At 69.6% G+C, this 23,348-nt stretch carries 21 protein-coding genes; 8 read left to right on the forward strand and 13 right to left on the reverse strand.

The annotated features are described in order from the left end of the window. Nucleotides 1–144 precede the first annotated feature (144 nt). The 3 genes from WBA97_RS15150 to WBA97_RS15160 form a co-directional block, all read right to left on the reverse strand. On the reverse strand, nucleotides 145–537 hold the full coding sequence (locus WBA97_RS15150) for a rhodanese-like domain-containing protein (protein ID WP_424231442.1): 393 nt from the start codon (nucleotides 535–537) through the stop codon (nucleotides 145–147). Between the two features lie 110 nt (nucleotides 538–647). Next, a complete protein-coding gene (locus WBA97_RS15155) occupies nucleotides 648–830 on the reverse strand; it encodes a DUF397 domain-containing protein (protein WP_424231443.1) in 183 nt (60 codons plus the stop codon). Further along, the gene (locus tag WBA97_RS15160) at nucleotides 830–1,726 is read right to left on the reverse strand and encodes a helix-turn-helix domain-containing protein (RefSeq protein ID WP_424231444.1); all 897 of its coding nucleotides are present in this window, start codon (nucleotides 1,724–1,726) and stop codon (nucleotides 830–832) included. The genes WBA97_RS15155 and WBA97_RS15160 overlap by 1 nt, the downstream gene beginning before the upstream one ends. 230 nt (nucleotides 1,727–1,956) lie before the next feature. Here WBA97_RS15160 and WBA97_RS15165 point away from each other — a divergent pair, with 230 nt between their 5' ends. Beyond that, a complete protein-coding gene (locus WBA97_RS15165) occupies nucleotides 1,957–2,205 on the forward strand; it encodes a hypothetical protein (RefSeq protein WP_424231445.1) in 249 nt (82 codons plus the stop codon). A gap of 111 nt (nucleotides 2,206–2,316) precedes the next feature. After that, complete coding sequence (locus tag WBA97_RS15170; RefSeq protein ID WP_424231446.1) at nucleotides 2,317–2,703, forward strand: DoxX family protein; 387 nt, start codon at nucleotides 2,317–2,319, stop codon at nucleotides 2,701–2,703. A 9-nt stretch (nucleotides 2,704–2,712) separates the two neighbouring features. Here the strand turns inward: WBA97_RS15170 and WBA97_RS15175 are convergent, their stop codons facing one another. The 4 genes from WBA97_RS15175 to WBA97_RS15190 form a co-directional block, all read right to left on the reverse strand. Next, on the reverse strand, nucleotides 2,713–3,024 hold the full coding sequence (locus tag WBA97_RS15175) for a hypothetical protein (RefSeq protein WP_424231447.1): 312 nt from the start codon (nucleotides 3,022–3,024) through the stop codon (nucleotides 2,713–2,715). 84 nt (nucleotides 3,025–3,108) lie between these two features. Further along, the gene (locus WBA97_RS15180; protein WP_424231448.1) at nucleotides 3,109–5,676 is read right to left on the reverse strand and encodes a PEP-utilizing enzyme; all 2,568 of its coding nucleotides are present in this window, start codon (nucleotides 5,674–5,676) and stop codon (nucleotides 3,109–3,111) included. A 224-nt stretch (nucleotides 5,677–5,900) separates the two neighbouring features. Continuing rightward, nucleotides 5,901–6,317 carry a hypothetical protein gene (locus WBA97_RS15185; RefSeq protein WP_424231449.1) on the reverse strand — a complete coding sequence of 139 codons (417 nt, stop codon included), beginning with the start codon at nucleotides 6,315–6,317 and terminating at the stop codon, nucleotides 5,901–5,903. A gap of 128 nt (nucleotides 6,318–6,445) precedes the next feature. Then, nucleotides 6,446–7,951, reverse strand: a complete 1,506-nt coding sequence (locus WBA97_RS15190) for a S8 family peptidase (RefSeq protein ID WP_424231450.1) — start codon at nucleotides 7,949–7,951, stop codon at nucleotides 6,446–6,448. Between the two features lie 266 nt (nucleotides 7,952–8,217). On the opposite strand from WBA97_RS15190, the gene WBA97_RS15195 reads away from it, so the two are divergent. Further along, a complete protein-coding gene (locus tag WBA97_RS15195; RefSeq protein WP_424231451.1) occupies nucleotides 8,218–9,141 on the forward strand; it encodes a YihY/virulence factor BrkB family protein in 924 nt (307 codons plus the stop codon). A 268-nt stretch (nucleotides 9,142–9,409) separates the two neighbouring features. On the opposite strand, the gene WBA97_RS15200 is transcribed toward WBA97_RS15195, so the two are convergent. Then, nucleotides 9,410–10,537, reverse strand: a complete 1,128-nt coding sequence (locus WBA97_RS15200; RefSeq protein ID WP_424231452.1) for a VanZ family protein — start codon at nucleotides 10,535–10,537, stop codon at nucleotides 9,410–9,412. A 14-nt stretch (nucleotides 10,538–10,551) separates the two neighbouring features. Next, entirely contained in the window at nucleotides 10,552–12,534 is a 1,983-nt protein-coding gene (locus tag WBA97_RS15205) for a glycosyl hydrolase family 28-related protein (RefSeq protein ID WP_424231453.1), read from the reverse strand. Nucleotides 12,535–12,760: 226 nt separating this feature from the next. Here WBA97_RS15205 and WBA97_RS15210 point away from each other — a divergent pair, with 226 nt between their 5' ends. Then, complete coding sequence (locus WBA97_RS15210) at nucleotides 12,761–13,570, forward strand: hypothetical protein (RefSeq protein ID WP_424231454.1); 810 nt, start codon at nucleotides 12,761–12,763, stop codon at nucleotides 13,568–13,570. Between the two features lie 13 nt (nucleotides 13,571–13,583). Next, nucleotides 13,584–14,405, forward strand: a complete 822-nt coding sequence (locus WBA97_RS15215) for an ornithine cyclodeaminase family protein (RefSeq protein WP_424231455.1) — start codon at nucleotides 13,584–13,586, stop codon at nucleotides 14,403–14,405. A 15-nt stretch (nucleotides 14,406–14,420) separates the two neighbouring features. Here the strand turns inward: WBA97_RS15215 and WBA97_RS15220 are convergent, their stop codons facing one another. Further along, complete coding sequence (locus tag WBA97_RS15220; protein ID WP_424231456.1) at nucleotides 14,421–15,713, reverse strand: M28 family metallopeptidase; 1,293 nt, start codon at nucleotides 15,711–15,713, stop codon at nucleotides 14,421–14,423. Nucleotides 15,714–16,317: 604 nt separating this feature from the next. On the opposite strand from WBA97_RS15220, the gene WBA97_RS15225 reads away from it, so the two are divergent. Further along, a complete protein-coding gene (locus tag WBA97_RS15225; RefSeq protein WP_424231457.1) occupies nucleotides 16,318–18,453 on the forward strand; it encodes a choice-of-anchor J domain-containing protein in 2,136 nt (711 codons plus the stop codon). Nucleotides 18,454–18,531: 78 nt separating this feature from the next. On the opposite strand, the gene WBA97_RS15230 is transcribed toward WBA97_RS15225, so the two are convergent. After that, nucleotides 18,532–18,939, reverse strand: coding sequence for a PGPGW domain-containing protein (locus WBA97_RS15230; RefSeq protein ID WP_424231458.1), 408 nt, complete (start codon nucleotides 18,937–18,939; stop codon nucleotides 18,532–18,534). A gap of 90 nt (nucleotides 18,940–19,029) precedes the next feature. Between WBA97_RS15230 and WBA97_RS15235 the strand changes: the two genes are divergently transcribed. Further along, entirely contained in the window at nucleotides 19,030–21,135 is a 2,106-nt protein-coding gene (locus WBA97_RS15235; RefSeq protein ID WP_424231459.1) for a glycoside hydrolase family 15 protein, read from the forward strand. A gap of 1 nt (nucleotide 21,136) precedes the next feature. Here the strand turns inward: WBA97_RS15235 and WBA97_RS15240 are convergent, their stop codons facing one another. Next, complete coding sequence (locus WBA97_RS15240; protein ID WP_424231460.1) at nucleotides 21,137–22,117, reverse strand: LysR family transcriptional regulator ArgP; 981 nt, start codon at nucleotides 22,115–22,117, stop codon at nucleotides 21,137–21,139. 69 nt (nucleotides 22,118–22,186) lie between these two features. On the opposite strand from WBA97_RS15240, the gene WBA97_RS15245 reads away from it, so the two are divergent. After that, complete coding sequence (locus tag WBA97_RS15245) at nucleotides 22,187–22,801, forward strand: LysE/ArgO family amino acid transporter (RefSeq protein WP_424231461.1); 615 nt, start codon at nucleotides 22,187–22,189, stop codon at nucleotides 22,799–22,801. Between the two features lie 199 nt (nucleotides 22,802–23,000). On the opposite strand, the gene WBA97_RS15250 is transcribed toward WBA97_RS15245, so the two are convergent. Beyond that, nucleotides 23,001–23,270 carry a hypothetical protein gene (locus tag WBA97_RS15250; protein WP_424231462.1) on the reverse strand — a complete coding sequence of 90 codons (270 nt, stop codon included), beginning with the start codon at nucleotides 23,268–23,270 and terminating at the stop codon, nucleotides 23,001–23,003. Between the last annotated feature and the right edge of the window lie 78 nt (nucleotides 23,271–23,348).

A 23,348-nucleotide genomic window follows, 5' to 3' on the forward strand; every position in this document is an offset into this window, starting at 1 on the left:
GACTCGCGGGTTCCCAACCGTGGACTCGCGGGTTCCCAACCGTGGACTCGCGGGTTCCCAACCGTGGACTCGCGGGTTCCCAACCGTGGACTCGCGGGTTCCCAACCGTGGACTCGCGGGTTCCGGACCGTGGACTCGCGGGGTTTAGGTGATTCCTGGGGAGCCGCCGTCGGTTATTGGTAGGCCTGCTTCGTCCCAGGCTCGGAAGCCGCCTATCAGGTCGGTCGCGTGTGGCAGGCCGATCCGGCGCAGGTCGCGGGCAGCGAGGCTGGATGCGAAACCCTCGTTGCAGAACACGATCACCGTGCGGTCTTCCGAGATCTCCGGGATGCGGTGCGGGCTTCTCGGGTCGAGCCGCCACTCCAGCACCACCCGCTCGACCGGCAGCGCGTTGAGGATCTCCCCTTCGGCCAGGCGGTTGTAGTAGGGCCGGATGTCCACCAGCAGCGCACCTTCCCGCTGCAGCCGGTAGGCCTTGAGCGCGTCGACCCGCTCGATCTCGGCCCTGGCCTCCGCCAGGAACGTCTCAGCAGTCACAGCACCTCCACGCGTGGTCCGGCACTCCGATGGTGACACCGTCCTGCCCACCGGCACACCTCAGACCACGATGTGGGAAGTACTTCCACGACGAGTGGACGAGCAGGTCGTCAGCGGAGCCGCTTCACGACCGCCAGGAACGCCGCGCCCTGAGACTCGTCGAGCGTCAGTACGGGACCGGAGGTGTTCTTGGAGTCGCGGATGCCGAACGCGGTCTCAGCGTGTGCGATCTCCACACAGGACCCGTTCTGTCCACCACTGAAGCTGGACTTGCGGAACTCAGTCTCCCGCATCACTTCACCTCCTTCATAGCTCTCTCGATGATCTTACGGGTGGTCTTCTGGTCAGCCGCCAGCGCGTGCAACCGAGTCAGCGCACGCTGATACTCGGTGATCTCCTCGATCTTCTCGAAGTACTGCCCGCCGGTGAGCAGTTCGAGGTAGACGAGGCCGGGATCGTTCTCCATCTCGGGCGGGAACTTCATCACGGTGAAGGTGCCGCCCTCCTGGGCGGGACTCGCGCCCGCGTCGAACGGCAGTACCTGGATGTCGACGCGTGGCTGATCCGACATGTCGAGCAAGTGCTTCAACTGGCCGCGCATGGTCGCCTCGTCACCACGCTGCCGGTGGAGCACCGACTCGTCGAGCACCGTCCACAGGTGGACCGGCTCGTGCGGGCGATCGAGGATCTGTTGCCGCCCAAGGCGAAGGTCCACACCCTGCTGAACCTGCTCGATGTCCAGCTCCGCGTTGCCACGCAACACAGCTGTCGCGTATTCGCGGGTCTGGAGCAGGCCGGGCACGACGACGGTGTCGAAGCTGTGCAGCTCGGCGGCGCCGGATTCCAGGCCAAGAAACAGGTCGAACCACTTCGGGGCCACGCCGGAAAGAGCTGTCCACCAGTTCTTCGCCTTGCGGGCAGCGGAAAGCAGCTCACGCATGAACGAGATCCGGTCAGCCTTGCCGTAGAGCCCGAGCAGCAACTCGAGGTCGGCGGCCGTGGGCAACTGCCCGGCTTCGAGGTTGCTGATGTGCTGGATGGTCCGGTCGAGCCGCCCGGCCGCGTCCTTCTGCGCGAGCTTCGCTTCGAGGCGCCACTTCTTCAGCGACAGCGCGATCGTCCGCTTGAACAATGCCGAACTGCCGGACCGGAGCGCCGGCGGGAGGCCTGACTCGTGCACGCCGTTCACCCCATCAGGCTACATAGTTGAGCTTGACTTTCTTGATTCCAACAAACCTAATTGAAGGCGGACTTGGTCAATCGCCGCCACGGAAACCTAACCCCGACCGTTTCGGCGCGATCACCGGGCCCCAGTCCCTGGCCCACCCAGTCTGACCTGCACAAACATCACAGAACCGAGCGCCGTCATGATCAATTTATCGCCGCCGTCGGTTTAGATTCATCCGATCGGGTGGAAGCATGAAAAGCAGAAGAAGGCGGGAGAACAGCATGCTGGGCACGAGTCTGGTCGTGAGTTCGTACGTGATCATCAAGGAGGGCTGCCCGATCGCGATCTCCGTCGACGGGCCCGACCGGGCACAGATCACGTGCGGGTGGATGCCGTCGGAGGCGTTCGAGTTCGTCGTGCAGCGCGAGGCGTTGCGTGCGCTGGTCGAAGTGGGCACCGACGCGCTGCAGGAGATGGCGCGACTCGACGAACCCGAGTAGTTCCCGGACCCCGGCCTGGTTCGCGACGCACGTCACCGCGTCGCGCTGTCACAGGGATCGCGTCGTCGGCATCTCGTGTTCGTACACGTCGCCGACAACGTCAGGAACCTCATGAACCTCGCTCTGTGGATTGTCGCCGGACTGCTTGCCGTGGCCTACTTCCTCGGCGGCAGCGGCAAGCTGATCATGCGGAAGGAGAAGATCGCCGCCCTTGGGGCCAGCGGAAAGTGGGTCGAGGACTTCAGCGCGGGCAGCGTCAGGGCCATCGGAGTCCTCGAGGTCCTGGCCGCGGTGGGCCTGATCCTGCCTGCCGTACTCGACATCGCGCCGGTGCTGGTGCCGCTGGCCGCACTGGGACTGGTGGTGATCATGATTGGGGCGACGATCACCCGCCTCCGGCGGCACGAGTACAAGCTCATGGCGTTGGACCTGGTCTATCTGGCCCTGGCCGCCTTCGTCGCGTGGGGCCGCTTCGGCCCCGGGTCCTTCACCGGCTGACCGGTGCGGTCAGCCGTTGTTCCGCATGGAGCGGCGGATCTCCTCGAGCTTGTCGAGCCCCGCCTTGTTCCGCGCCTCGAACTGGTCCTCGACCGCCCTGCCCTCTGGCGTGGCGTCGGCCAGCTCCTCGGCACCGATGCCAGTGTTGATCCTGTTCTCGACGCGGTCCCGCACATAGTCGAACGTGGGCACACCGGCGGCGGTGTAGTCACTGGGAGGTACCACCGGCAACGGCGAGTCCAGCGCCGTGCTCTCCTCGACGATCTCCGCGTCGACGGGTTCGTCGGTAGGTTCGTCGGTGGGGCCCTGGTCCGCGCTCATCGCTGCTCCGTTCGCCGTGAACGGTTCCGATCCTACCCGCACCTTGCCGGGCTCATTCCGAAACGGCGACGGGCACCGCGTCCCTCAGCGCGTTGGGGAGCGGTGCATCGACATCGGTGCCGGTGAGAGGACCGCCACGTCGCCGGTGGTGCCGTCGACACGGACCAGCGTGCCAGGGGCGAGCCGCGCCGACGCGTCCCGCGCGCCGGTCACGCACGGGATGCCCAGCTCGCGGGCCACGACCGCGGCGCGGGACAGCGGCCCGCCGAGATCGGTCACGATCGCGGCGGCCGGCCCGAACAGGGCGGTACGACCCGCGTCCGCGACCCGCACGACCGCGACCTCACCCGGTTCGACCTCCGCCCTGTCATCCGAGAGGATGCGGACCAGGCCCTCGACCACACCCGGTGACACGCCGAAACCGTGCAGCTGCTTGCCTTCCTGCGCCGGGTCGACCGCCGCCTCCGGGCGCCACGAACCGCTGACCACCGCGGGCATCCGCACCTGGCGCAGCCGTTCGCGGTCGGCGCGGCGGCGTTCGATCCGGCGCAGGGCGTCGGCGGGCGGGGTGAGCAGTTCGTCCAGTGTCAGGTAGAACGCGTCGTCGACGTCGACGAGACGGCCTGCGTGCACCTGCCGCGCGCCCCACTCGCGCACGATGCCACGCAGCTCGTCGGTGTAGCGGACGGTGGCGTCGACGGCCGTGTCCCGCTGCCTGCGGCCCGAGATCGCCAGCTTCTCCAGCATGGTTCGCTTCACGCGGGCAGGCGTGTCCGGTGTGGACTTCGCAGTGTCCTCTTCGGTCTTCTCCGCGTCGGCCGGGGTCGCGCCGGGGGTGTCCGAGTCCGCCGGGGCGGCCTCGGCCGGTTCCGGTTTCGGTTCGGCCGTTTCCGGTGCGGGCCCGGGTTCCGGCTCCGGCTTCGGGCGGCGGGCCGCGCCCAGCGCCGCCGCGAACACCAGTTCCGGCCGCTGCCGGAACGGCGTGCCGGACAGCTCGATCTCGCACGGCCCACGGTGCCCGATCCGCGCGAGCACCTCGTCGAACGCGGCGCCGAACTCCGGCGACTTCTGCCGCACCGCCTCGACGTCGCCCCACTCGGCGAGCGCACGCAGTTCGTCGTCGGCACTCAGCAGCTCCGCCAGGCCCGCGACGGCCGGGTACACCGGCTCGTGCTCGACGTCCACACCGCGGCCGAGCGCGGCGATGTCCGCCTTGGCCCGCTTCCGCAGCGGCGCACCCGTGAAGTACGCGACGAACTGCCCGAGCTGGGTGAGCGTCCAGCCCTCTGCCAGCCGGTCCCGCAGCAGCAGCGCCCGCACGGCCAGCGCGCCGTCCGGCAGTGTGGCCAGGTCGGCCGTCCGCTCCCCCGCCGACGTCGCCGCGAAGTCCCGCACGGACGCGCGGTAGCGCCGCACCATGCCAGCGAACCGGACCCACGCCGACACCCGCGCGGCGATCCCGCGCCGTGCGGGCCGCTCGAGCGGGAACAGGTCGGCGTCGGCGCGTGGCCCGATCAGCTGGTCGGTGACCGTGCGCTCGAACCAGCCGGGTGGTGGGCCCGCCGCGAGCGCCGACACCCCGGCGTACAGGTGGTGGCCGAACACCGCGTGGCCGCGGCTCGCCCATTCGTCCGCGACGGCCGATGGCAGGCCGAGGACCTGGGCGAGGGTCCGGCCGGCCGCACGCAGCCCGGCCGTGTGCACGTCGATCGACAGCGGCGTGAGGGACCCGGGGAACAGCTCGGCGGTCTGCTGCGCGGCGAACACCGGGTAACGCGGGTCGATCCGGTCGTCCATCTCGACCGCCATGCTCGGCAGTGCCACGGACGTGAGCGTGGTGCCGTCCGCAGGCGGGCGGCGGCGCGGCAGCACGTGCGCCGGGATCGGCAGCAGCACCGGGATGGACTCGGCGCCGTCCTTCGTCAGCTTGCGGCCACGGGCGCCCCGTGCGAGGTCTGCGACGACGTCCTCGGAGCTCCAGCCGCACTCGAAGCCCCAGTCCCGCGCACTGCCCTTGCGGTCCGATGTGGACATCGCGGGCCATGCCGGGATGCCGCGGGCCGCCACACCACGCAGCGTGTCGCGGGCGGCGCCCGCGACCAGGATGTCGGGCGCCGCGAGCGCCACCACGCCGACACGGTCGGACGTGACCGCGTGCAGCAGGAAGCGCACGAGGTCGTCGTGGTGCAGCAGCCGCCACTGTGTGTCCTTTGGCGCGGTCAGCAGCGTCGCGACCGTGCGGCAGGCCTGCCAGTCGAGCATCCGGCCGCCGAGCGGAGCCGTGCGGATCACGACGTGCTGGGATCCGCTGTCGCGCACCACCTTGTCCGCGTCGGACGCGTCCGGTCCGTGCACGATCGGGGTAACGAACCGGATCCCGTGCCGCGCCGCGGCGGTCGAGAGCCTGCGCAGCGCGGGAATGCCACCCGACCCCGGCACGTCGCGCTCGACCGGTGACAGGTGGACCACCACGTCCGTGCCCGCCACCAGCGACTCGGCGGTCGCCGCGTCACCCGCGGTGAACGTCACGCCTGGCGGCAGATCGGGGTGCGCCTCCTCGCCGACGCCGAGCAGCTCGTGCCCAGCACCCAGCGCGGCTCTCGCGAACGCTCGCCCGAGGTCCGACGTGACTCCGCTGATGAGAACGCGCATCGTGGCCCCTTCCCGCCGGCGCCGTACCCCCGCAACCCCGTCCGCGCGCAAGCGAACGGTCACTCGGCGGCACGGTACACGCGCAGTAACGGGGCCTCGAACCGACCTCGCCACCGAAACAGTCCTGTGACCTCGTCCTCGGTCAGGCCGCTCACCCGTCCTCCCACTCGACCTTCTGTCCGATGGGGACGGAAGCGGGGCCGAAGCCGAGGGCACCGGCCTGGTCACGGACGATCGAGGTCGTCCACCACGGTCGCGTTGGCCGGATCCGCCGGGTCGTAGGCGACGGTCGCCACGGTGCCGACGGGCAGGTGCGTGAAGGCACGCGCCTCCACCCGGAGGACGCGCCCGGCGGCGTGGGCCTCGAAGGTGTGGGCCTGGACCGTACGGTTCCTGATGCGCGTGGCGGTGGCGCGTGAGGAGATCAACCGGGCAGGCACCCGAGCCCCGGAGGAAAGCAGGGCCCCGCGCCGGGCGTCGGCTCGCTGCCAGCGGATCAGGAACACGAACACGAGCGCGAGCGCCACGAGCGAGATGGCGAGCAATGGCACGAGAAGGTCGTCGATCACCAGGGCCAGCAGGAGGAACAAGGCAACCTGCCCACCGAGGACCACGACCAGAACCCGCCGACCGGCACGCATGAACCGACGGTGGCCGACCCCTGCGTGCGGCGTCAACACCCTGCCCAAAGGTCCGCCCCGGCGGACGTCATGCGGGAGTGTTACGAGACTCGCCCCGGCAGCCAAGGTGACCACCGGGGCGAGCAATCTCAACGAGTTACCGCATCCAGGGCGTCAACGACGCCAAAACCATAGAAACCCTTACCGGAAGGCCCACCCTGGCAAGTAGCGAGCCAGGCACCAGTGCCGTCCGGGTCGTAGACCCCCGGCGGGCAGGCGAGCCGATCCGCCCGCAACCCAAGGGAAGCGGCCGCCAACGGCGCGGGCCAGTTACGGTGCGTGCTGCGGATCAACGCCAGCACACCGGTGGCATGCGGCGAGGCCATCGACGTCCCCTGCGAGTACCCGTAACCCCCGCCGGGAATGGTCGACAGGATCCGGCCGTTGCCGTCCGGCGTGCCGGCGACCTGTCGCGAGTCACCGCCGGGCGCGGTCACGTCGGCCTCGATGAGCCCGTAGTTGGAGTAGTACGACTTACGGGTCTCCGGCCCGATCGCCGAAACCCCGACGACACCCGGCAGTTCGGCCGGGATGTCCATGCACTCGTTGCCGACGGTGCGCTCGACCGGCGTCCCGTTGTTCGGGCTGCCGGCGTCGGTGATCTCGTGGGTCAGGTCCCAGTTGCTGTTGCCGAGCGCGGCGACGTTGATCACGTCACGACGGTGCGAGTAGTCGACGGCCCGCTTCACTGCCTGGATCACCGCCGACTGGTCCGGGTCGGTCTTGCACCACAGGAACCAGGGGTCGATGAAGTAGGAGTTGTTCGTGACGTCGATGCCCTTCTCCGCCGCCCACACGAACCCGCAGATGGCGTACTCGGGGTAGATGTAGCCGTCGTCGTCGACGACCTTCACCGACGCCAGCCGCACGTTCGGTGCCACACCGGCGACACCGATACCGTTGCGTGCCGCGGCGATGGTGCCCGCGACGTGCGTGCCGTGGGAGCTGGTGGTCGGGGCCCACGCGGCCGGGGACGTGTCTGGCACGCCCTCGTTCGTGCAGCCCACCGACTTCGACGCGTCCACGTTGGGCGCGAGGTCGGGGTGCGCCGCGTCGATGCCGGAGTCGAGCACGCCGACGAGCACCTCGCGGTTACCGCCGGAGATCGCGTTGGCCTGGTCCGACTTGATCGCCCGCACGCCCCACTGGTTGGCCTCGAGCGGTTCCGGCGTGACCGCACCCGCGACGGGCGCCGACTTCGCCGCGGTGGTCGCCACCGCGTCGATCTTGGCGAGCATGCCCTGCTGTTCCGCCGCACCGGCCGCACGTGCCGCCGCCTGGCCGAGCTCGGCCAGGTTCCTGGAGGCGCCCGCGGCGGCGACCCCCGGCTTGCCCCGCACGGTCGACGCGAACTCCGCGTCGGCCGACGTCGCGATGACGACCCCGATCTGTGGCCAGCTCTGCAGTACCTCGCCGCCCGCCGCGCGGATCGACGCCTCGGTCCTGCCCAGCGAGCCGTGCTGCGGGCCGAGGACGACGAAATGCGCCTCGGCCGCGTCCTGCGCGACAGCGGGGGCCGCGGTCGCCGCGGTGACGCCGGCAGCGGACACCGCCACCGCCGCCGCGACGAACGCTCGGAAGGTGGTTCTTCGCACTTGGGATACCTCCATCTGCCCGTTCCGCCCGACCCCGCCGGTCTGGCGGGCCGTGGAACGGCCGGATGCACGCAACCATCCGGATCGCCGAGGAACAAGGACCGTTCGGGCGTTCTTTGGCCGCGCGACGCCCTGACAGGACCTGGACCAGAGCGGTGCGTAGGCACGCGTGGCCGATTCCGTCACCTTGTGGCCGCTCGCCGGTTGCTCCGCCGCCACCGTGGTAACCCCCGGCGAGCGACGACGACAGCGTGAAGGAGCAGGCCATGCGTGCCGAGAGCCCCACAGACCTGCCGAAGCACTCGTGGTGGGCCGCGCTGAAGCGGACGTTCCGCGAGTTCATGGACGACAACCTGCTCGACTGGGCTGCCGCGCTCACCTACTACAGCGTGCTGTCCCTGTTCCCGGCGGTCATCGTGCTCGCCAGCGTGGTCAGCCTCGTCAGCGACCCCGACACGCTCATCGAGAACCTGCAACAGCTGGCGCCGGGCCAGGACGCCGTGGTGAACGTCGCGAAGGAACTGGCGTCGTCGTCGTCGATCGCGGGACCGGCGGCGATCATCGGCCTGCTGACCGCGCTGTGGGCGGCGTCGGGTTACCTCGGCGGCTTCATCCGCGCGTCGAACGTGGTCTACGACGTCGAAGAGGGCAGGCCGATCTGGAAGACCGTGCCGCTGCGGATCGCACTGACGCTCACGATGATGATCCTGCTCACGATCGCGGCCGTCGGCGTGGTCCTGACCGGCGGCATCGCCGACAACGTCGGCCAGGCACTCGGCATGGGTTCGACGGGCATCGTGGTGTGGAACATCGCGAAGTGGCCGGTGCTCGCGGTGCTGGTGAGCCTGGCGATCGCCATCCTGTACTGGGCGGCGCCGAACGTGCGGCATCCCGGGTTCCGCTGGCTGACACCGGGTAGCGCACTGGCGGTACTGGTGTGGGCCGCCGCGTCGGCCGGGTTCGCCGTGTATGTCGCGAACTTCGCCTCGTACAACAAGGTCTACGGATCGCTCGCCGGGATCGTGGTGTTCCTGATCTGGCTCTGGCTGTCGAACCTGGCCATCCTGTTCGGCGCCGAGTTCGACGCGGAACTCGCCCGAGGCAAGGAGATGGCGCAGGGCCTCCCCGAGTCGGAGGAACCGTTCCTGCCCCCAAGGGACACACGAGCTAGCCCGCCTTCCCGCGATTAAAAGTGTTGGTCCCGACCCAGCGACGCCTGCGGTCCGCAGGCGTCGCTGGCTGAGTGCCGTCACGTTCCCCTGAGGTCACTGTTGGTCAGACCCAAACCCTCGCACAAAGATTCATCGGGACAGGTCCCAACTAGCGGCTACCTGGGTTGGTCGCCGGTCCGGGTCTCCCCCCGCGCCCCTGCACCCAATAGAATTGGACATCTATATAGTCAATAGCTTATTGTGGCAACCAGGTCGGACAACGCCGTATCCATGGACGATGGGCTGATCAGGCGGAGGCGGGGACGGTCTCCGGGTTCTCCCCGGCAGGCACGACCGCCACGTTCTGTGTGCGGGACAGGCGTTCGTACGGAGCGGGCTCGTCGCCGAAGAAGACGGCCAGCGGGGCCCAGACGCCGACCACGAACAGCGACGCCAGCGAGCAGATCGGGATCAGGAGTTGTTGCGGCGCACTGAAAAAGTCCCAGTCGTCCACCGAAAGACCGAGCCACGCCAGCCACAGCGGCGAGAACAGCACCCCGTTGCGCACCAGCCACCCCAGCGGACCCGCCCGGTGGCCGTCCGTGCGTGCCACCCGCAGCAACATGGCGCGTTTGCCCACCGTGGTGTCGGTCAGCACGGGCACCACCCAGAAGTAACCGACCGCCAGCACCACGACGACCCACCCGCGGGAGACGTCGATGCCGAACAGCTTCACCAGGCCAAGCACGAGCACCAGCAGCACACCGAACGCCACCATGTCCGTCAGCAGCGCCAGCAGGCGACGGCTCGCCGTAACCCGCGTGGCGTAGCGGCGGCGGTCCCGTTCCGGGTCGAGGTCCGGCAGCATGCGGATCAGCGGGCCCGCCACGAGCCAGCCCAGCACCGCGCCCACCGTGTTGAGGATCAGGTCGTCCACGCTGAACAGGCGGTACGCGCACGGGTAGATGAACCACACACCGGTCAGCTGGGTCAGCTCGAAGAACAGCGAGGTGCCGAACCCGAGCGCGGCCGCCGCCATGAACCGGGTGCCGGCCAGGTACCGCAGGAAGAAGCCGAGCGGCGCCAGCAGCGCCACGTTCAGCGCGGTGCTCCACAGCGCCGGGTTGAGCCACGTGCCGGAGACCCCGGCCCGGGTCTCCAGGACGTCGACGAAGTAGAACGGCCGCAGCTGCGGCGTCGAGGCGTACGTCTGCTCCGCGCAGTACTCCCCCGGGTTGGCGGGCAGCGGGACGATCGTCTGCATCAGCGCCGCGAGCAGATAGAACAGAAAGCAGTAGAAGACGAGCGTCGTCCACCCGCCTGCCCGGCCGCGGCGACGGTACGTGACCACCGCGACCGGGAGCATCACGATCAGCGCGATCAGCGGAAACACCGTCAGCGCGGTCCTGACCGGCAGCAGGTAGGTCTCGAACACCCGCCGTTTCTACCTCACCACGCAGACGGTGCCGGTGGCGGCACCACCTGCGGCCGGTCGTCGCAGGTGATGGTGTTCGGCAGCATCCACGGCGCGAGCCAGCCGCCGTCGTTGCCACCCGCGTCGGTGACGGTGAACTCCGAGCCCGTCGCCGGGAAGTTGAACGAGCCGCAGTTGTTCACGCCCACGGCGCCGACGTTGCGCGCGTCGGTGTTCTCGAACGTCGCGTCACCCATCACGCGGGCACTCAGCACCGAGGTGCCCGTGCCATCGACCCTGGTGTCCGCGAAGCGCACGCCGCGGATCGCGTAGAGGTCCTTCACCGGCCAGTCGCTCACGAACATGATCGCGTTGTAGGTGTTGTCCAGGAAGTGGTTGCCGACCGCCTGGATGTCCGCGTCGATGTCCCGGTCCAGCGCGTAGAACCAGATCGCGCCGAGGCCGATGTTCCAGTTCAGCTCGTAGGTGCCGGCCCGGACGGTGGTGTTGTCCGTGATCCGCACGTGCCCGGTGAACGGCTCCGCGCCGAACCGCGAGCCGACGTGGATGCCGCTGCCCTCCCGGACCGGGTCGGCGACCAGGTTGTGCGACACCGTGTTGTCGGTGCCGCCGTACAGCGCGATCCCGTTGGCCAGCACCGGGGTCTGCACCGTGTTGTGGTCGAAGGTGTTGCGTGCGTTCTGCTCGTGCTCGGCCCACATGGCGAGCCCGTCGTCGCCGGTGTTGCGCACGAAGTTGTTCCGCACCACCGAGTCCGTGACGCCGGTGTGGAAGTTCAGCGCGTCCGCGACCTGGTCGGTGAGCACGTTGTCCTCGATCACGGTGTTCGACATCGGCCCGTCGAACCACAGGCCGACCTTGGTGTGGTGGATGTGCATGCCGCGGATCGTGGAGTCGCTCATCGCGCCGCCGATGCCGTTGACCTGGTCGGTGTCGATGCGTTCGCGGACGTCGCCCTCGATGGTGAACCCGGACAGGTGCACGTTCCGCGAGCCGCCGTCCTGCGCCGCCCGTCCGTAGAACCCGACGCCGGTGTGCGCGGACCCGTCCGGCGCGGGCGGGTCGAGCGCGACCTCCCTGCCCTTCACGACCGTGTGCCAGTTGCCGGCGCCGGTGATCGTCACGTCGTCCACGACGATGTGCCGGTTGACCTGGAACGTGCCCGGCGGCAGGTACACGGGCACGTTCAGGAACCGGGCCAGCGCGATGGCGTGCTCGATCGCGGGCGCGGCGTCGCGGCGGCCCGTGGGGTCGGCGCCGAACAGCCGGACGTCGAGCGCCCTCTTCTCGACGTGCGGCCGCCCGACCAGCTCGGAGTCGAGCAGGTCGATCACCGTCCACTCTGCGCGGTTGCCCGCCGTGAGCCGGACGGTGTCACCGGCGCGATAGGTGCGGTCGAGCCGCAGCCGCGCTTCGTCGTAGAAGTGACTGGGGCGGAAGGGTTTCGAGATCACGGGCGGCGGGTTCGTCTGCGACGGCACGCAGGCGCACTCGGTGATCCACCAGTCCGGGTGCAGCAGGTCGGCGCCGGGGTCGTTGGAGAACGGGTACTGGTTGTAGAGCCACGCGTACTGCGAGGTCAGCGTCATCGTCGCGCGGCGCTTGCCGTTCACCGAGACCTCGAGCGGCGCGGTGATGCCGCCACCGTCGCGCGCGTCCGGGATGCTGTACCGGACGGTGATCGCGTTCGCGTCGGCTGGCAGCGTGAACTCGACGTGCCGGCCGGGCAGGAGCCGGACCGCGGTGCGGCCGGACGCCTCGGCGGGCAGCGTGTATGCGGTGCGGTCGGGCCCGATGACCGTGCCGTCGGTGGCCGCGTTCTCGGCCTCCTGCTCCAGGAACGGGACGTCCGCGCCCCTGCCATCGACCAGCTGCGGCGCGAGCCCGGCCCGCGTGACGACCGGCTCCGCCTTCGGCCGCTCAGCCGCGGCGACCCCGTCGCCCACACCCAGAGCGACGACCGCTCCGACCACCAACCACGTCCGTGTCCAAGTCACGGCGGGACCGTAACCCAGATCACATTGAACTGATAGATACTTGCGCTGATTCGTCGAAAAATTGCGCTACTCAGCGCAGTCGGCGTGACGTTCGGTAGTCACGGTGACATAACACCTCGCACGCGTGCCGGTGCGGGGCGCAACAAGACCGAGGCCGGGGGCGATTTCCCCGGTAGAGCCATGGCGTCCCCACTCATCCGATGCGAAATGTCCCTTTTGGGGTTGCATGATGGATTCATTCGCCGTCAAAACGTATCGCTACCTGCGGATCTCGATGATCGCCGTGATCGTCATGCTCATCGCTTCGGTGATCATCGAATGGGTGAACACGAAGTCGGGTTGCCTGCAGGGTTCCATCAGCGCGTACTACTACACGCCGGTCCAGTCGATCTTCGTCGGTGCGCTCATCACCATCGGGGTGTGCATGATCGCCCTGCGGGGCACCACCGACTGGGAGGACACCCTGATGAACCTGGGCGGCATGCTCGCGCCGGTCGTCGCGCTGGTGCCGACGCCGGGCCCGGGTGGCTGCCGGTCGGTCGGGGAGGCCTTGTCCGCCGCGCCGGAGAACATCCAGAACAATGTCCTCGCCCTGTTCGTCGCGGGCATCATCGCGCTCGTCGCGGGGGCATTCACGCTGCGGGGTCAGGACGCGACCCCGCCGACCACCGCGCAGCGCCTCGGCATGATCGCGGCCGTGGTGATCTTCCTCGGCGGCGTCGGCTGGTTCGTCCTCGACCGCGCCGCCTTCGACCGCAACGCCCACTACACCGCGGCGATCACGCTGTTCGCCTGCATCGTCGTCGTGGTCATCCTGAACTCCCGCCGACAGGCCGAGGAGCAGCCTGGCGAGAGGAAGTGGGCGCCCGGTTACCTGGTGATCGCGGCGCTCATGGTCGCCAGCAGCGTGGTCATCGTGGCGATCACCCTGATCACCGGCTGGGAACACGGGATCCTGGTCGTGGAGGCGGCGCTCATCATCCTGTTCGCCATCTTCTGGGCCTACCAGACCAAGGAACGCTGGAACGCGTCCTGACTACGGTGCGGGGGTGCTGCCGTTCCTCGATCACGACACAGTCATGGCCCTGACCTACGCCGGAGCCGTCCACGCGCTGCGCGAAGCACTGCTGGACGGCCTCGACGTGGACGCCGACCCGGCCAGGACGGTCGTCCCGGTGCCCTCGGGCCAACTGCTGCTGATGCCGTCCTCCGGGACGCGGTACACCGGCGTGAAACTGGGGACGGTCGTGAACGAGGGCACCCCTCGGATCAAGGGCGTGTACGTGCTGATGGACGCCGCGACGCTCGCTCCGGTCGCGCTGTTGGACGGCCCGGCCCTGACCACCCTCCGCACCCCGGCGGTGTCCGCACTCGCGGTGGACCACCTTGCGCCGAGGTCCCCCGCCCGGCTCGTGGTCTTCGGCAACGGCCCGCAGGCACATGGCCACGTGGCGGCGATCAAGGCCATCCGCGAGGTAACCCATACGACAATGCTGGGCCGCGCCGACGATCCGGCCCCGATCCGGGACGCGGACATCGTCTGTTGCGCGACGACGGCCAGCACTCCCCTGTTCGCCGCAGGCCTGCTCCGTCCACACACGACGGTCGTGGCGGTCGGCTCCCACGAACCGGACGCCCGCGAGCTACCCGCGGAACTGATGGAGACGGTCGTCGTCGAGTCGATCCCCACCGCCCGCCGCGAAGCGGGCGACGTGATCCTCGCCGGGACGACCGACCTGATCCCACTCGCGGCGCTCGTCCGGCACGAGGCCACCGTGGCGGACGACCGCCCGCGCGTGTTCAAGAGCGTCGGCATGGCCTGGGAGGACCTGGCTGTCGCCGCCGCCGTCTACGAGGCCAGGACTTCCTGAACGCCCGGAGTCACCTCAGAACTGCAGGCTCCACGCGTTGATCGTGCCGGTGTCCTGTGCCGCGGCGTCACGGACGCGCAGGCGCCACGTGCCGTTCGCGACCTCGCTGGACGCGTTGACCGTGTACGTCGTCGCGATGTTGTCCGTGCTGCCACCCGACCGGTTGTGCAGGTTGTACACGCTGCCGTCCGGCGCCAGCACGTCCACGACGAGGTCACCGATGTAGGTGTGCCTGATGTCGACGGTCACCTGGAGACCGGCAGGCGCGTTCCCGGCGACACCCGTCACCGCGATCGGGCTTTCCACTGTGGACTGATCGGGAATCGCCACGTCCGTGGTGTTCTCGAAGCGCGGGCCGGTCGGTGGCGTCGTGCCCGCCGACAACGTCCAGATGGCGTAGGCGATCGCGTCGGTGTTGCGGTCCAGCGCGGTCACGTTGATGTTGCTCGTGGTGTCGCACGACGCGTGGTAGCAGCGGTCGAACGCCTGCCCCGCGGTGCCGCCCCACTTCGCAGCCTGCGACGAGGTCTTCGTCACCTCCGCACCGGTGAACAGGCCACCGACCGGGATGCCGACGTTCGCGAACGCGGCGTGGTCGGACCGGCCACCGACCGAGGTCAGCTCGGTCGGCACACCCATCGTCGCGAACGGCGCCTGCAGAACCTGTTGCAGCGCAAGGGATCCCGATGGCTGCCCGCTGGCCGAGTAGACGAAGTAGCCCGGGTTCGGCGAGCCGATCATGTCGAAGTTGACGTAGCCCTTGATGCGCGACCGCTCTGCGGACGGCAGGTTGTTCACGTAGTACGTCGACCCGATCAGGCCGCGTTCCTCCGCACCCCACCAGCCGAACCGGATCCGCTTGGCTGGGTCGAGGTTCTGGCTCGCGATGGTCAGCGCGATCTCCAGCAGCGCGGCGGAACCCGAGCCGTTGTCGTTGATGCCGGGCCCCGCGGTGACGCCGTCGAGGTGCCCGCCTGCCATGATCACGTTGTTGGCGTCGCCGCGCGGCCACTCCGCGATCAGGTTCCACCCGGTGGCACCGCCGGAGGTGAACGACTGCAACGAGGTCGTGTAACCGGCCGCGTTCAGCCTGCCCTGGACGTAGTCGATCGACGCGCGGTACCCGGGTCTGCCGTGCGCGCGGTTTCCACCGTTGCTCGTCGCGATCGACTGGAACTGGTTCAGGTGCGCCTGCACGTTCGCGACGGGGATGTCCGGCGCGGCAAGCACGGACGGCGGCGCCGCGGCCGCCGGTGCGGCGAACGCGACGAGCGCGCCCGCTGTCAGTGAGACGAGGAATGTACGCATGAGTCGCTGCCTCCAGCAGGGGTGGGAAGGACGACGACCCCGAGCGTGCAGCACGACTCGACCGGACACCTACAGCCGAACGAGTCCGGTAATTCCCGTACTTCCCATTAGGCGGGATTGGCTCCACGCTCACGGCTCACACACCGTGATCGCCGATGCTGCCCGACCAGGCTGATCGGTTGCGGCGGGGCGGAGCACGGCGCCAACCGCGGCTTCCCCACAGTACCCGCTGGTGCGGCGGCAGGACGCGGGCAATGCTGACCGCTGGCATCGGCAACACCCCCAGCGTTGCCGATGCCAGCGCCCCACCGACATTACCGGGTGTGATCAACCGGTTTCCGGACGCGCGTGCGGACGAACCGGTGGAACCACACCACAACCACCGATGCCACGACCGGTAGCCAGTTGATCACCCGCAGGCTGTTAACCGGGAAAAACTCCACCTCTCGCACGTGAAACACCCGGTGCCCCCAAACCGAGAAGACGAGGTACGGGGGCATGTACAACGTGCCCGCTCGTGGGCACAACCACGGCGGACGCGCATATCGAAAGGGTTTCCATGCGACGACGCCGATTAGTCTCGGCCGCGGCCGCCTTGCTCGTGGTGCCACTTCTCCAGGTGCTGCCCGCCTCGGCGGCGGCAGGGGCGCCGACCGCGGCGCCGCCTGCCGACGACACCCGTGAGCTGACCCGCAAGGACTTCACGCTCAACGGCAAGCCGGTGAACGTGCCGGCCAGCTACCAGCCAAGCGCCAAGCGGGCCGCGGCCGCCGGGGTCACCCCGCCGGTCGGCACCGTCCGGCCGTGGCTCGCGCTGGACGACGCCGAGGGCCAGTTGTACCTCAAGGAGTACACGCTCCGCGGTGCCGGCGACAAGATCGAGGTCTGGGTCGCGAACGACACGTCCTTCCCCGCAGGCGACTGCCGCAACCAGATCGCGGGGACGACCGACGTCACGGACGCCCAGGTCGCCGATCTCGTCACCCAGTTCGACACGAACATGTTCCCCAAGGAGACGGCGTCCTTCTCCACGCCGCCCGACCGGGACGGCACCAACGTCGACCCCGCGCTGGAAGGCCTCGACTTCTCCGGCGACGGTGACAACACCGTCGCGCTGATCGACAACGTGCGTGACGACAACTACTACACGTTCCCTGCGGCGCCGACCTACATCGCCGGCTTCTTCTCGGCCCAGTTCAACGAGCTGGTCGACCGGAACGTGATGACCATCGACGCGTTCGACTGGGCGCACCGCACCGGTGCCGAGCCCGCCGACGAACCGACGGCCGACCTGTGCACCAGCCGCCCGGCCCGCCCGCGCCTGTACGAGGGCACGTTCGCGCACGAGTGGCAGCACCTGCTCATGTACTACACCGACCCCTTCGAGGGGAACTGGGTCAACGAGGGCCTCTCGGACTACGCCCAGACGCTGGTCGGCTACGTCGACCCGCGCCTGACCGTGTTCGACAAGGGCGGCGACAGCCACATCTACTGCTACCAGGGTTTCGGCACGGTCCAGACGCCGTACAACACGAACCCGAGGGACTGCGGTGGTGCGGAGAACTCGCTGAACCTGTGGGGTGAGGGCAACCCGAACGCGGTGCTCGCGGACTACGGCAACGCGTACTCGGTCATGCAGTTCCTCTCCGACCGGTACGGCACCGACTTCATGTCGCGCCTGCACCGCGACGGCGAGCACCAGGGGCTGGCCAGCCTCGACGCGGCGCTCGAGGCCGAGGGTGTTTCCGACATGTACGACGTGCTGCACGACTACCAGTCGGCGACGCTGCTGGACAAGATCGTCGGCGACTCGAACCGCGGCATCATGCTCGGTGTGCCGAAGAAGCGGGTGACCTCGCCGAGCCTGCGCTCGACGGTGAACCTGGCCAACCCGCAGTCCTACGACGACCCGGGGGCCGCGCCGAACGGCGCCGACTTCGTGCCGTTGCAGAAGGCGGACGGCACGGTGCTGAAGGGCAAGGACCTGCGGTCGCTGTCGTTCGACGGTGCTGCGTCGCTGCCGTCGATCCCGCTCGAGTGGACGATCGTCAACGACGACCCGGACAGCGCCGGTGACCCGGTGCTGTGGTCGGGCAACGCCAACAACATCAACGCCACCGCGGTGACGTCCGTCGCGGTGCCGACGACCGACCCGACGCTGCGCTTCGAGGCGAAGTACGGCGCCGAGCTCGGCTACGACTACGGCTACGTGGTCGTGTCCACCGACGGCGGCGCGACCTACACGGCGATCGACGGTGACAAGACGGTTCCCGGTCCGCAGGGCCCGTCGCTCAACGGGACCACCGACGGTTTCGAGCCGCACTCGTTCGACCTTTCCGCGTACGCGGGCCAGACGGTGCTGGTCGGTTTCCAGTACATCAGCGACGGCGGCGTCAACGAGGGCGGTCTGAAGGTCGACGACATCACCGTCGGCGGCACGGCCGTCAGCGACGGCGCCTCGCTGGAGCCGTTCGACTCGCCGACCGAGATCAAGCCGTTCCCGGTGGACAACTGGAACGTGCGCCTGATCGCGTACGACGAGCGCAACCAGGTCGCGTTGCAGCTCGAGGCCGATGGCAAGAACAAGGTCAAGCTCGGCTGGCTGCAGCTGCTGCTCCTGACCCCGTTCCCGAAGGTCGTCGCGGTGGTCGCGTACGACGAGCCGACCGAGCTCGTCAACCAGTACGCGCCGTACACCCTGACGGTCAACGGCGTCGTCCAGCCGGGCGGCGCGAGCTGACCAGCTGAATGAACAAAACGGCCCCCTGCGCTCCCGGAGCGCAGGGGGCCGTGCCATGCCGGTCTCGCGGCGAACACCTCACCGACGCCGTGCTCTGACCTTCCGGTACGACCACCCCAGCAGCGCGAACAACACGATCCCGGACAGGATCAGGCTCGATCCGGTGCTCCACCCGGCCAACGGCAGCCACGAGAACACCCGCAGCCCCCAGATGATCCCGCCCGCGATGAGCCCCAGCCCGACGATCACCGACCCGGCGATCCGCAGCGGTGACGACACGCTGTCCTCCGCCGCCTTCATCGCGCGGTCCCGCACCGGGTCGACATGCTTCTCGAGCGCCGGGAACTCCGACGAGAGGATCAACAGGCCGGCGAGCACCAGCAGCAGGCCGGGCCCCGGCAGGACCAGCAACGCGATCCCGATCAGGAGCACGACCACTCCGGCCACCGCGATCGTCGCGCGTTTCACCTGTCTTCCGGCTGCCATGGTGTCGCATCTTGCCTTGTCCACACGGTTTTCGCACGGTTTCCGTTCGTTCGTCATGCGGATCACCCGCGCGTGCGGCACGGTGGACACGTGCGGACGACAGTGCTGTTATCGGTGATGGCGATGGTTGCGACGACGACGGCGGCTGTCCCGGGAGGTGACGCGCCAGGCGGACCCGGCGAACCCGCCGTGTACCAGCCCGCCGACAAACAAGGCTTCGGCACAGCCAACAGCGGCACGGCGAGCCCCGTCTGGTTCACCCTCGGCGGCGGCCGGATGACCGAGGTCTTCTATCCCGACCTCAGCACCCCCGCGGTGCGGGAGCTGCAGCTCGTGGTGACCGACGGCAAGTCGTTCACCGAGCCGGTGCGCGGCCGCACCGAGCAGGTCGGCGACCTGACCTTCCGCCAGACCGCCCACGGCACCGGCTGGACCGCCGTGACCACCTACGTCACCGACCCTCGGCGTGCGACGGTGTTGGTGGACCTCGACTTCCGGTCCCGCGAGTCGCTGCGGGTGTACGCCATGTACGACCCGGCGCTGTCCCGCGAGGGCGGCGACGACACCGGCTCGAGCGGCGACGCGCTGGTCGCCTCGGACGGCGCGGCGGCGTCGGCCCTGGTGGCGGGGCGTGGTTTCTCGGCGACGTCGACGGGCTACCTCGGCACGAGCGACGGCTGGACCGACCTTGCCGACCACCGCATGGACTGGCGGTATCCGAAAGCGGGCCCCGGCAACGTGGTGCAGACCGGCGAGCTGCGCGTGGACGGCAAGCGGCACCGGCACGACACCCTCGCCCTCGGCTTCGGCCCGACCCGGCAGTCCGCGGTGACCACGGCCCGCGCGTCACTGTCGACAGGCTTCGCGAAGGTGGCCGCGAGGTACGCGAAGGGTTGGCAGGACTACGTTTCCGGCCTGCGCACGCCGCGGCTGGGCTCCCGCCACGAACGTGCCGTGTACCGCAGCTCACTGCTGGTGCTGGCGGCGTCGGAGGACAAGCTCCACCCTGGCGCGTACATCGCGGCGCCGGGCTTCCCGTGGGCGTTCGGCTTCGACCGGGAGATCGCGCCGGAGTTCGGCTCCTACGCGCTGGTGTGGCCCCGCGACCTGTACCAGATAGCGACCGGCCTGCTGGCCGCCGGTGACACCGACGGCGCCAACCGATCCCTGGACTACATGCTGAACGTCCAGCAGCAACCGGACGGCCACCTGGCACAGAACACGAGGGTCACGGGCGAGCCGTACTGGACGAGCGTGCAACTCGACGAGACCGCGGCGCCGATGCTGCTCGCCTGGCTGCTTGACCGGACCGACGAGTCCACATTGGACGATCTCAGGCGCGCGGCCGAGTTCATGGTGAACTACCCGGACGCCCCCTTCACCGAACAGGAACGCTGGGAGAACCAGAGCGGCTACTCCCCCGCGACGATCGCGTCGGAGATCGCGGGCCTCGTGTGCCTGGCCGACCTGCTGACCCGCGCGGGCGACACGGAGACCGCCGAACGCTACCTGGCGATCGCCGACGAGTGGGCGGCGAAGGTCGAGGAGTGGACCGTCACCGAGACGGGCCCGCTGTCCCCCGACCCGTACTACCTGCGCCTGACGAAGGACGGCAACCCCAACGCGGGCACGACGTACAACCTGGGCGACAACAACGTCGGCGAGGTCGACCAGCGCACGGTCGTCGACCCGAGCTTCCTGGAGCTGGTCCGCCTCGGCCTCCGCCCGGCCGACGACCCGGTCATCCGCAACACGATCGCGGTGGTGGACAAGGAACTCGGCGAAGACACCCCCGCCGGCCGGCTGTGGCACCGCTTCACCAGCGACGGTTACGGCGAGCAGGCGGACGGCGGCCCGTGGAACGTGAACTGGCCGGCCCCGACCCGCACCTACGGCCGCCTGTGGCCGATCTTCGCGGGCGAACGCGGCGAGTACGAGCTGCTGGCAGGCGACCCGGCCGCGGCCCGCACCCGCCTGTCGACCATCGCCGCGACGGCGAACAGCGGCCTCATGCTCCCCGAACAGGTGTGGGACAACGCGGCACCACCCGGCATCCGCCCGGGCACCGCCACGACGTCGGCGACCCCGCTCGCGTGGACCCACGCCCAGTACATCCGCCTGGCCTGGTCCCTGGCCGAAGGCCATCCGGTGGAACGACCATCGGTGGTCGCCTGCCGCTACGCGAAGGACTGCTGACTCAGAGCACCTCCATGACCGTCCTCCGCAACGAGGTGGCGGCCATTGCCACGACGGCGTCGGCCACCGAGGACAGGATCGGCGAGTCGAGTTTCCACTGTTGCCAATACAGCGGTACGTCCATCGACGGTTCAGAACCCGCGAGTCCACGGTTCGGGACCCGCGAGTCTTCGGTTCGGGACCCGCGAGTTGGGGGTTCGGGCCGGTCGGCGAGCGTCACCAGCGCGCCCGCCCGCAGCCGGGGCTCGGCCTGCACCTCCGGCACCATCCCCCACCCCAGCCCCGCCGTGACCGCGTCCGCGAACGACTCGGACGCCGGGATGTGGTGCCGCAACGTGCTCGCGTCGCGGCCGCTCACCGCGCGCACGAACCTGTCCTGGAGGTCATCCCGCCGGTCGTACACCACCACCGGCGCCCGCGCCAGGTCCTCGGCGAACGACCCGGTGAACCACCGCGCCGCGAACGCCGGGGTCGCCGATGGCAGGTACCGCAGGCCGCCGAGCGGGCGCACCGAACAGCCCTGCACCGGTGCCGACGACGACGTGACCGCGGCCATCACCGTGCCGTCCCGCAGCAACGTCGTCGTGTGGTCCTGGTCTTCGCGGTGCAACTCGAAACAGACGGGCGGGTCCGTCGGCACCCGCGTGAGCGCGGGCAGGAACCACGTCGCGAGCGAATCCGCGTTGACCGCGATCGGCAGCCGGACCGGCTCACCGGCACCGCTCATGCCCAGCTCGGCACGGGCGTCCCGTTCGAGCGCCGCGAGCCGTCGCGCGAACCGTACGACGACCTGCCCCGACTCGGTGAGCCGTGCCGGTTTCGTCCTGGTCACCAGCACGCTGCCGGTGCGCTTCTCGAGCGCCTTCACTCGCTGGCTCACCGCGGACGGCGTCACGTGCAGCACGGCCGCCGCCGCGTCGAACGTGCCCTCGTCGGCCACGGCCAGCAACGTCCGGACCTGGTCGAGGGGCAGATCTGTCATCACGATCGCTAATGTTACGTAAGAATCCTTAGCTGTACTGTTGGTAGCTCCGCACCTAGCCTCGGGTTCATGAGAGACGCCCTGTTCGCGGCGGCCGCCGGGTTCGGCACCGGCCTGTCCCTGATCGTGGCCATCGGCGCGCAGAACGCGTTCGTGCTGCGGCAGGGCATCCGCCGGGACGGGGTGCTCGCCGTGGTCGCGATCTGCGCGCTGTCGGACGCGGCGTTGATCGCGCTCGGGGTCGGCGGCGTCGGCGCGGTGGTGGCGGCGTACCCGCGGGTGCTGACGATCGTCGGGATCATCGGCGGCGCTTTCCTGCTGTGCTACGGATTTCTCGCGGCGCGAAGGGCGTTCCGCCCGTCGGCCATGAACGTCACCGGCGCGCCGACGGGGTCCGCGCGCCGGGTCGTGTTCACGTGCCTGGCGCTGACGTGGCTGAACCCGCACGTGTACCTGGACACCGTGCTGTTGCTGGGCACCGTGGCCGCCCATCGCGGCGACCTGCGGTGGGCGTTCGGCGCGGGCGCCACGCTCGCGAGCCTGTGCTGGTTCGCGGCACTGGGCTTCGGCGCGCGCCTGCTGACCGGCTTCTTCGCGCGGCCGTCGTCATGGCGTGTGCTGGACGGCCTGGTGGCCGCCACGATGGCCGCCCTCGGCGTCTCGCTGGTGGTCGGCGCGACCTGACGGGAACGCGCGCCCGCGCGCGGCGACCACGACGGCCAGCACGAGCGGCATCAGCACCGGCGCACTCCACGGCAGCGCGCCGGGACCACCCCGGTCGAGCAGCAGGCCGCCGACCACCCCGCGGTCGAACCTGACACAGGTGTGAGGTTCAACCAGCTGTGACCGCGATCGCACCAGAAGGCCGCGTGGGCCGTGGGAGTCAGCCGTCGACGCGGGCGGTCACGCGTTCGCCGAAGCCGCTGACCTGGTCGGCGAGCCAGCCGCACGCCTGAGCGGCGTAGCGGCCCGCGGCCTCGCCCGCCTGGCCGCTCACGCGCGCCGCGGTGAGTGCCGCCGAGTCCGACACGTCGGCCAGGACGGCGGCCGTGTCGTCGAGGAGACCAGCCGTGCGGCCGGTGAGCCAGGCGACTCCGTCGGCAGCCTCGTCACGTGCCCGGTCGAACAGCTGGGACAGGGGAAGGTCGGACATTCGACACCTTTCACCGGAGCGGCTGACACCGCCGTGGATACCCGTGCACCTCGGGTCCCATGCCACGGACCCAGGTGG

The sequence above is a fragment of the Actinophytocola sp. genome, assembly GCF_049647105.1.
In the GTDB taxonomy this organism is placed as follows: Bacteria; Actinomycetota; Actinomycetes; order Mycobacteriales; family Pseudonocardiaceae; genus Actinophytocola.

Coding starts and splice junctions, on each gene's coding strand:
- WBA97_RS15155 (WP_424231443.1), bottom strand. CDS start 830: ATGCGGGAGACTGAGTTCCGCAAGTCCAGCTTCAGTGGTGGACAGAAC.
- WBA97_RS15165 (WP_424231445.1), top strand. CDS start 1,957: ATGAAAAGCAGAAGAAGGCGGGAGAACAGCATGCTGGGCACGAGTCTG.
- WBA97_RS15170 (WP_424231446.1), top strand. CDS start 2,317: ATGAACCTCGCTCTGTGGATTGTCGCCGGACTGCTTGCCGTGGCCTAC.
- WBA97_RS15175 (WP_424231447.1), bottom strand. CDS start 3,024: ATGAGCGCGGACCAGGGCCCCACCGACGAACCTACCGACGAACCCGTC.
- WBA97_RS15180 (WP_424231448.1), bottom strand. CDS start 5,676: ATGCGCGTTCTCATCAGCGGAGTCACGTCGGACCTCGGGCGAGCGTTC.
- WBA97_RS15185 (WP_424231449.1), bottom strand. CDS start 6,317: ATGCGTGCCGGTCGGCGGGTTCTGGTCGTGGTCCTCGGTGGGCAGGTT.
- WBA97_RS15195 (WP_424231451.1), top strand. CDS start 8,218: ATGCGTGCCGAGAGCCCCACAGACCTGCCGAAGCACTCGTGGTGGGCC.
- WBA97_RS15210 (WP_424231454.1), top strand. CDS start 12,761: ATGATGGATTCATTCGCCGTCAAAACGTATCGCTACCTGCGGATCTCG.
- WBA97_RS15220 (WP_424231456.1), bottom strand. CDS start 15,713: ATGCGTACATTCCTCGTCTCACTGACAGCGGGCGCGCTCGTCGCGTTC.
- WBA97_RS15230 (WP_424231458.1), bottom strand. CDS start 18,939: ATGGCAGCCGGAAGACAGGTGAAACGCGCGACGATCGCGGTGGCCGGA.
- WBA97_RS15240 (WP_424231460.1), bottom strand. CDS start 22,117: ATGACAGATCTGCCCCTCGACCAGGTCCGGACGTTGCTGGCCGTGGCC.
- WBA97_RS15245 (WP_424231461.1), top strand. CDS start 22,187: ATGAGAGACGCCCTGTTCGCGGCGGCCGCCGGGTTCGGCACCGGCCTG.
- WBA97_RS15250 (WP_424231462.1), bottom strand. CDS start 23,270: ATGTCCGACCTTCCCCTGTCCCAGCTGTTCGACCGGGCACGTGACGAG.